The following is a 6,908-nucleotide window of genomic DNA, read 5'->3' as shown; positions in this document are numbered from 1 at the left end:
TTCTACTCGTTTTAATTTATAATACATCGCGAAGTTAACAAGTGCAGCAAATACAAAGGTTAATCCCGCTGCATACACATAACTTAATCCACGAATTTGGCGACCAAACATCATCATATCCATTTCAACTGTTGTCATAACAAATAGATGTAGCAACACCCCTAATCCAAGCCCAACGAACGTTCCAATTAAGGTTAAAATAATGTTCTCACGATAAATATAAGCAGATACTTCATTATCATAAAATCCTAACACTTTAATTGTGGCAATTTCGCGCATACGCTCAGAAATGTTGACATTCGTTAAGTTGTATAATACGACAAAAGCTAAAGCTCCAGCTGAGACAATCAATAAGATAATGACGTAGTTCAAGTTGTGAATCATATCATTAAAGCTTGATTTTAACGTTGAAACCCAACTAATACCGCTGACTTCCTCTAAAGCCATTAGCTCACTTGAAAGATCAGATTGTATAGCCTCATCCTCTAGAGAAGAAATAGCAACTAACTGATTAAAGCTTAATTGTTTATCAAATAATTGCTCATAATATGATTTTGATAAATAAATGTAATGAGAAATATAGTTCTCAGTAATTCCTGAAATTAAAACCTCGACTTTTTTTCCATCAGCATTTTCAAGTGTAATGTGATCGCCAACTTTAACATTTAACTGTTTGGCTATCTTTTCTGTCAAAATAGCTCCTTCATCAGTTAAACTAAAATCCATCGCTGTTTTACGATTTTGGAAATGAATAAACTGACTTAAGTCATCCAAATTCTCAGGAATAAAAATCGTAATATCTTTTTCTTCATCGTTGGCCAATAGTTTACCATTTTCACTCGTTGTTAAAAGTGACCCGACAATGCGTTCATCCTTGTTTAAAGAGCTTACTACATTAGCTTGATCCTCTTCCGTACTTTCACGATTAAACGTTAATGTCATATCATATAGGAATAACGTTCCAAATTGTTTATCCACAATCGTACGAATCGAGTCTTTTAGACCAAATCCTGTTAATAATAGAGCTGTACATCCTGCAATTCCAAACACTGTCATAAAGAAACGTTTTTTATAACGGAAAATATTTCGAACCGTTACCTTTCCAATAAAGCTCAGGCGATTCCAAATAAATGGAATACGTTCAAGTAAAATACGTTTCCCCTCTTTTGGAGCTTTTGGCCTCATTAAGATAGATGGGGTTTCAACAAGTTCTGAATTGACAGCAAAATAAGCTGATAAGGTTGTGACTCCAACTGCAATTAACAATGCTGTTAAAATAAGTGACCAACTAAAGACAATAATCGTTTCTGGTAACACATACATCATTGAATACGCATCAATTACAACAGTTGGAAAAACATAGTTTCCAACAACTGCTCCAATGATACTTCCGTTTACACTTGCTAAACCAGCATAAATTAAAAACTTAGAAGCAATTTTCCACTTACCATATCCTAATGCTTTTAACGTTCCAATATTCATTCGTTGCTCATCAACCATTCGTGTCATCGTTGTTAAACAAACGAGCGCAGCAACCATAAAGAAGAAAACTGGAAACACTTGAGAAATAGCATGGATACTTTCAGCTGCTCCTTTATAATCAACAAAAGAATAATGTTTATTACGGTCTAAAACATACCATTCAGGATGAGCAATATCTTCAATCTGTTGCTTGGCATCAGCTAACTTTTCTTCAGCTTCGGCAAATCCTGCTTCAGCCTCTGCTTTAGCTTCCTCATACTGTTTCTGACCTTCAGCTAAGTCAGCTTCTCCTTTTGTAAGCTCCGCTTCAGCCTTGTCAAATTGTTGATTCGCTTTAGCTATTTCATCTTCAAGATTAGCTTTTTGCGTATTTAATTCCTGACGAGAAGCCACAAGTGTTTGCTTCGTTGTCAACAACTGTTGTTCCCCGTTAATTAAAGCTTGTTCATTTTGCTCAAGTTCTGCTTTTCCAGCTGCTAACGCAGTTATTCCACTTTGATACTGTTCTTCAAGTGGCGTTAATTGAGCCTGAATCCCAGCCTTTTGTTCTTCAGTGAGCATCGGACTTTCTAAACTAGCTTTCATTTGATCAATGGCTGTTTTTAATTGATTTAATTGTTCTTCACGTTGACTAATTTCTTGTTTGGCTTCCTCAATTTTTGCCCAAGCACTCTCCTTATTGGCATAAAACTCATTATAAGCTTGATTAAATTCAGTTTCACCTTTTATTAACTGCGCTTCTCCATTGGCGATTTGTTTTTTAGCGTCAGCAATGGTTTGTTCAAATTCTGCTTTCTTTAAAGCAAGTTCCGATTTTCCTGACTCAATCGTTGTTTTAGCTTCCTCTAACTCATTAGCAGCTTTTTGTAATTGTTCTAAAGCCTCTGATTTTTTCTCTTCATATTCTTGACGATTTTTATCTAATTCCTCATTAGCCTCAGTAAAAACTTCATCGTAACGTTTTTGAGTTTGCGTATCTGCTAATGTTTCAATAGAAGAAATAAGTGGTTTCAGCGCCTCCTCATATTTCTTACTAAATGTATCAAGTGCTAAAACATCACTTGCTGTGACAAAGATTTCAGTATAAATATCTAATTTAAAATCTTCCTGTGGAATCATAATGAAACTTGAGATCTCACCATTTCCGATTGTCGTACTTCCTTTATCAAATGATAAATAATAGGGCGTCTCAACAATTCCGACAACGGTATATTCTGTTGTTTTCAAGTTATCACTTAATGCTGTGTCTGTTCCTGATTCAAGGGTAATGGTTGAACCAATCTCGATTGATTCAAAATAGGCATTTCGTTCAACAACCGCCTCTCCTGATTTCTCAGGTAGTCGCCCTTCAATGACACGGACTTGATTAATATAATTCGGATCATCTAAACTTAAGTCAATTGGCAATGCATGAACTTTTAAAACTAACTCTTGATTATGATAGTTCGTTAATACATCTTGTGAATAAGTTGGAAAAATCCCTTCAATTCCTTCTAACTTGGCAAGGGCATTGACATCTTCTTGTGTAAAACCAAAGGTTGAAACAAGTCTTAAATCCATCATATTATAGTCATCATAATATTGATCAACCGTCTTTTCCATAGATAGCGGTGATGATTTAATTCCCACGAAAAAGGCAACCCCTAAGGCACAAATCATGAGAATAGATAAGAAACGACCTATCGATTTCTTAATATCACGAATGGTATCTTTTGTTAAACTCTTACTCATGATTACCACTCAATCCTTTCGACTGGAGTTGGATTTTCATTGATTTCAATACTTGAGACTTTTCCATTTCGAACATGGATTACTTTATCTCCCATTGGTGCGATGGCTAAGTTATGGGTAATCATCACAACGGTCATCCCCATATTACGACATGTATCCTGTAATAATTTCAAAATTGCTTTCCCGGTATTATAGTCTAATGCACCTGTTGGTTCATCACACAGTAATAATTTTGGATTTTTAGCGAGTGCCCGTGCAATTGCGACACGTTGTTGTTCTCCACCTGACATTTGTGCGGGGAAATTATTTTTACGATGACCAAGCCCAACTGCTTCTAATACTTCATGCACATCTAATGGATTTTCACAAATTTGTGTTGCTAACTCGACATTCTCAATCGCGGTTAAGTTTTGAACTAAGTTATAGAACTGAAAAACGAATCCAATATCATGACGACGATAAGTGATTAACTCTTTATTATTATAATTACTTATCTCATTCCCACCGACTGAAATTGTCCCACTACTTGCAGTGTCCATTCCACCTAAAATATTAAGTACCGTACTTTTACCGGCTCCGCTGGCTCCAGCAACAACGACGAATTCACCTTTATCGATTGAAAAATTAACACCACTTAAGGCTTCAATCTCAACCTCGCCCATCTTATAAACTTTCTTTACATCTTTAAAAGTAATATAGTTCTTCATCTCACCCACTCCTCTTTGTTGATTGACTTTTATCATTAACTCTATTATGATGGACTTCAAAGTGAGATACAATACTCAATGTTCATTTTCGTGTCGATTAATCAACAATAAGGCAGAATCTGTTGATTAATATTATTGGGAGGAAGGATTGAAGCATGAAATTAGAAGATCGCCGTGTACGTCGCACAAAGCAATTAATTAAACAAAGCTTAATTGAGTTGATGCACGAAAAACCATTTAAAGATATCACCGTTAAAGATATCACAGAACGAGCAGACTTAAATCGAGGAACCTTTTATTTACATTATGTTGATATCTACGATCTCCTTTCTAAAATTGAAGACGAAACATTACAAGCCATTGAAGAGATGATGCTAGATTATCGATGCAAAATCAATATGCCATCCTGTTATGAATTATTAGATGAATTATTCTCATATATTGAAGATAACCGTGACTTATTTGAAGTTTTATTACACTCACAATCAGAAGGAATTTTTCTCAATAAACTTCAATATTTAATTAAAACAATGGGACTTGATTTAATGAATATGATTTATAAGGACACTTCACGTCCTCATTACTGTTACTTTTTATCATTCGTTTTAAATGGTGTTTTAGGGGTAACTGAACAGTGGTTTAATAATGGAATGGATATGAGTTCAACTGAAATGGCAACCATGATTGATCATTTCATCATGGATGGAATTTCTATTTTAGCCAAATTATAATTTTTTCATTTTTTATATTGTTTAATCTATCAAAACATGATATTCTATTCACTCAACCCCTTGCGTTAAGACAAGGAATGTTTCGAGGTTGAAGGAAAAGAACAATTTCCACGTACTGTTCTTTATGTGTTGTTATTGATTATCGTCGGGAATGATAATCGCCGGAAGCATTCACAAAAAGAAAGTAATTACCATATAAGTTAATTACGAGCGCTTTTTCATAAATAGAGCTCAGATTGCAAACATAAATGATGAGGTAAAACTCTTCACAGAAACCAATATGAAGGCTAATTTCTCACCTTAATGAGAAAACGCGGCCACTAGGCTCTGTTTATTTTTCTTGTTTAAACGCAATATGCGTTTTATAGGAAGAAGGCCTGTAAAACCTTTGGGGTTAATTAAAAACACCAAAGGAGGAATTTGAAATGAAACAAATTCAAATGTTAAAAGATGCAACAAAAGGATTAGTAATTGGAACAGCTTTATTCTACATTACCCCTCAAGTCATCGAAGTCATTGCACACATGACTGCTGTTAAATAATAAAATAAAAACCTGATGAATTCATCAGGTTTTTATTTTCCCCCTCTCTTTAAATTTTTAAAGAAAAAAATTTAGTTATAGTTCATTTGTAACTATTCAGCCACCAAGTAAACGAATTCCGTTTCTTGGTGTTTTTGTTAATGATATGTAGCTCTCGTGAATAACTTACCTATTTGTAAGATTCACGTTATAATATCCTTACTATTCCAACTTTAGAAGAAGGTGTCATCTCATGTCAGAATCTGAAATCATTAAAGTTTATCAGGAGGGGATTCAATCCGTTATTAGTTTAGTTCAAGGACTTTCCACTCAAATCTCTGAGTTATCTCAGACTGTTTCAGATTTAGATGCTCGCCTTAAGAAACTTGAAAAACAATCAAATCAAACCAGTCAAAATAGTAGCTTACCTCCGTCAACCGATGGTTTTAAAAAGACAAAAAGTTTGCGTCAACCTTCAAATAAAAAAACGGGTGGTCAAGTCGGGCATCAAGGTTCAACCTTAAAAATGGTAAAAGATCCGGATCTTGTCGTCACACATCATCCGAAAACTTGCCAAGGGTGTGGGTGTTGTTTAGAAAACGTTGAACCTCAAAAAACGATTCGACGTCAAGTTTTTGATTTACCGAGCTTAAGGCTTCAAGTGACTGAGCATCAATCCCAAATTAAAGTATGTCCTAACTGTCACTTTAAAAATGAAGGACTATTTCCGAAACATGTCACACAACCGACACAATATGGGCCACATTTAACAAGTGTATTAACTTATTTCAGTCACTATCAATTGATTCCTTTCAACCGTCTGAAACAATTGACTCAAGATATTTTCAAAGCGACCATCAGCCAAGGAACACTGGTGAATATGACGAAACGATGTGATGAGTTATTAGAAACGACTGAAGCTTCAATCAAAGAAAATCTTTTGGCATCAAATCATCTTCATTTAGATGAAACAGGCTGTTATGTCAATGGAAAGAGACACTGGCTTCACGTGACTTCAAATCAAAAATTCACGCATTACTTTGTTCATGAAAAGCGTGGCTCTCAAGCAATTGAAGCCAATGGCATTCTTCCCTCTTTCAAAGGAACCGTCATCCATGACCATTGGACCCCGTATTTTAAATATGATGATTGTACGCATGCTTTATGTAACGTTCATCATTTAAGAGAGTTTAAAGGAATCATCGATTTTGAGAACCAACAGTGGGCAAAAAACATGACGAAATTATTACTTGAAGCTAAAACTTATTCAGAAGAGACGGAATATCCTTTACCCTTATCTAAAATACAGGAGTTTGAGAAACGATACCAACAAATCATCGAAGAGGGTTACCGTGAGAATCCTTTAAAACTGCATGAAAAGAATACGGATTCCGTTCGATTACTCAATCGTTTATCGAAACGACAAGAAGAAGTATTAGAATTTCTGTATCAAGTTGAAGTTCCGTTTGATAATAATTTAGCTGAGCGTGATGTCCGAATGACTAAAACTAAACAAAAAATATCCGGATGTTTCCGAACAGAAAAAGGTGCTCATTGTTTCGCCCGAATCAGAGGTTTCATCTCTACTCGTCAAAAGCAAGGATTAAATATTATCGAAAGTATTGAAACCATTTTAATGGGAAATACGATTCAATTTTCATAACATTCACAAGGAGTACTTCACTAAATGAGCACTCCTTTTTGTGATACTCTTTTCTACTAGGCTGAATAGTTAC

General features: G+C 35.0%; 4 protein-coding genes. 2 read left to right on the top strand and 2 right to left on the bottom strand.

Going from position 1 to position 6,908, the window contains the following annotated elements:
• Together J6D32_RS10885 and J6D32_RS10880 are read right to left on the bottom strand one after the other, a co-directional pair.
• The coding region (locus tag J6D32_RS10885; RefSeq protein WP_287467674.1) for an FtsX-like permease family protein at positions 1–3,213 on the bottom strand (3,213 nt) is incomplete at its 3' end.
• Positions 3,214–3,215: 2 nt separating this feature from the next.
• On the bottom strand, positions 3,216–3,920 hold the full coding sequence (locus tag J6D32_RS10880; protein WP_055245095.1) for an ABC transporter ATP-binding protein: 705 nt from the start codon (positions 3,918–3,920) through the stop codon (positions 3,216–3,218).
• Between the two features lie 155 nt (positions 3,921–4,075).
• Between J6D32_RS10880 and J6D32_RS10875 the strand changes: the two genes are divergently transcribed.
• Positions 4,076–4,651 (top strand): TetR/AcrR family transcriptional regulator, encoded by a 576-nt coding sequence (locus J6D32_RS10875; RefSeq protein WP_055245097.1) that lies wholly within the window; start codon positions 4,076–4,078, stop codon positions 4,649–4,651.
• A gap of 774 nt (positions 4,652–5,425) precedes the next feature.
• The gene (tnpC, locus tag J6D32_RS10870) at positions 5,426–6,835 is read left to right on the top strand and encodes an IS66 family transposase (protein WP_287467673.1); all 1,410 of its coding nucleotides are present in this window, start codon (positions 5,426–5,428) and stop codon (positions 6,833–6,835) included.
• Positions 6,836–6,908: the final 73 nt, after the last annotated feature.

The organism is Turicibacter sp., assembly GCF_017941855.1.
GTDB classification, from domain to species: domain Bacteria; phylum Bacillota_I; class Bacilli_A; order MOL361; family Turicibacteraceae; genus Turicibacter; species Turicibacter sanguinis.
This window is presented reverse-complemented; position numbering and strand designations above follow the sequence as displayed.

What these genes read in the sequence shown, in the direction of transcription:
- J6D32_RS10880 (WP_055245095.1), bottom strand. Translation starts at nt 3,920, where the DNA reads ATGAAGAACTATATTACTTTTAAAGATGTAAAGAAAGTTTATAAGATG.
- J6D32_RS10875 (WP_055245097.1), top strand. Translation starts at nt 4,076, where the DNA reads ATGAAATTAGAAGATCGCCGTGTACGTCGCACAAAGCAATTAATTAAA.
- tnpC (WP_287467673.1), top strand. Translation starts at nt 5,426, where the DNA reads ATGTCAGAATCTGAAATCATTAAAGTTTATCAGGAGGGGATTCAATCC.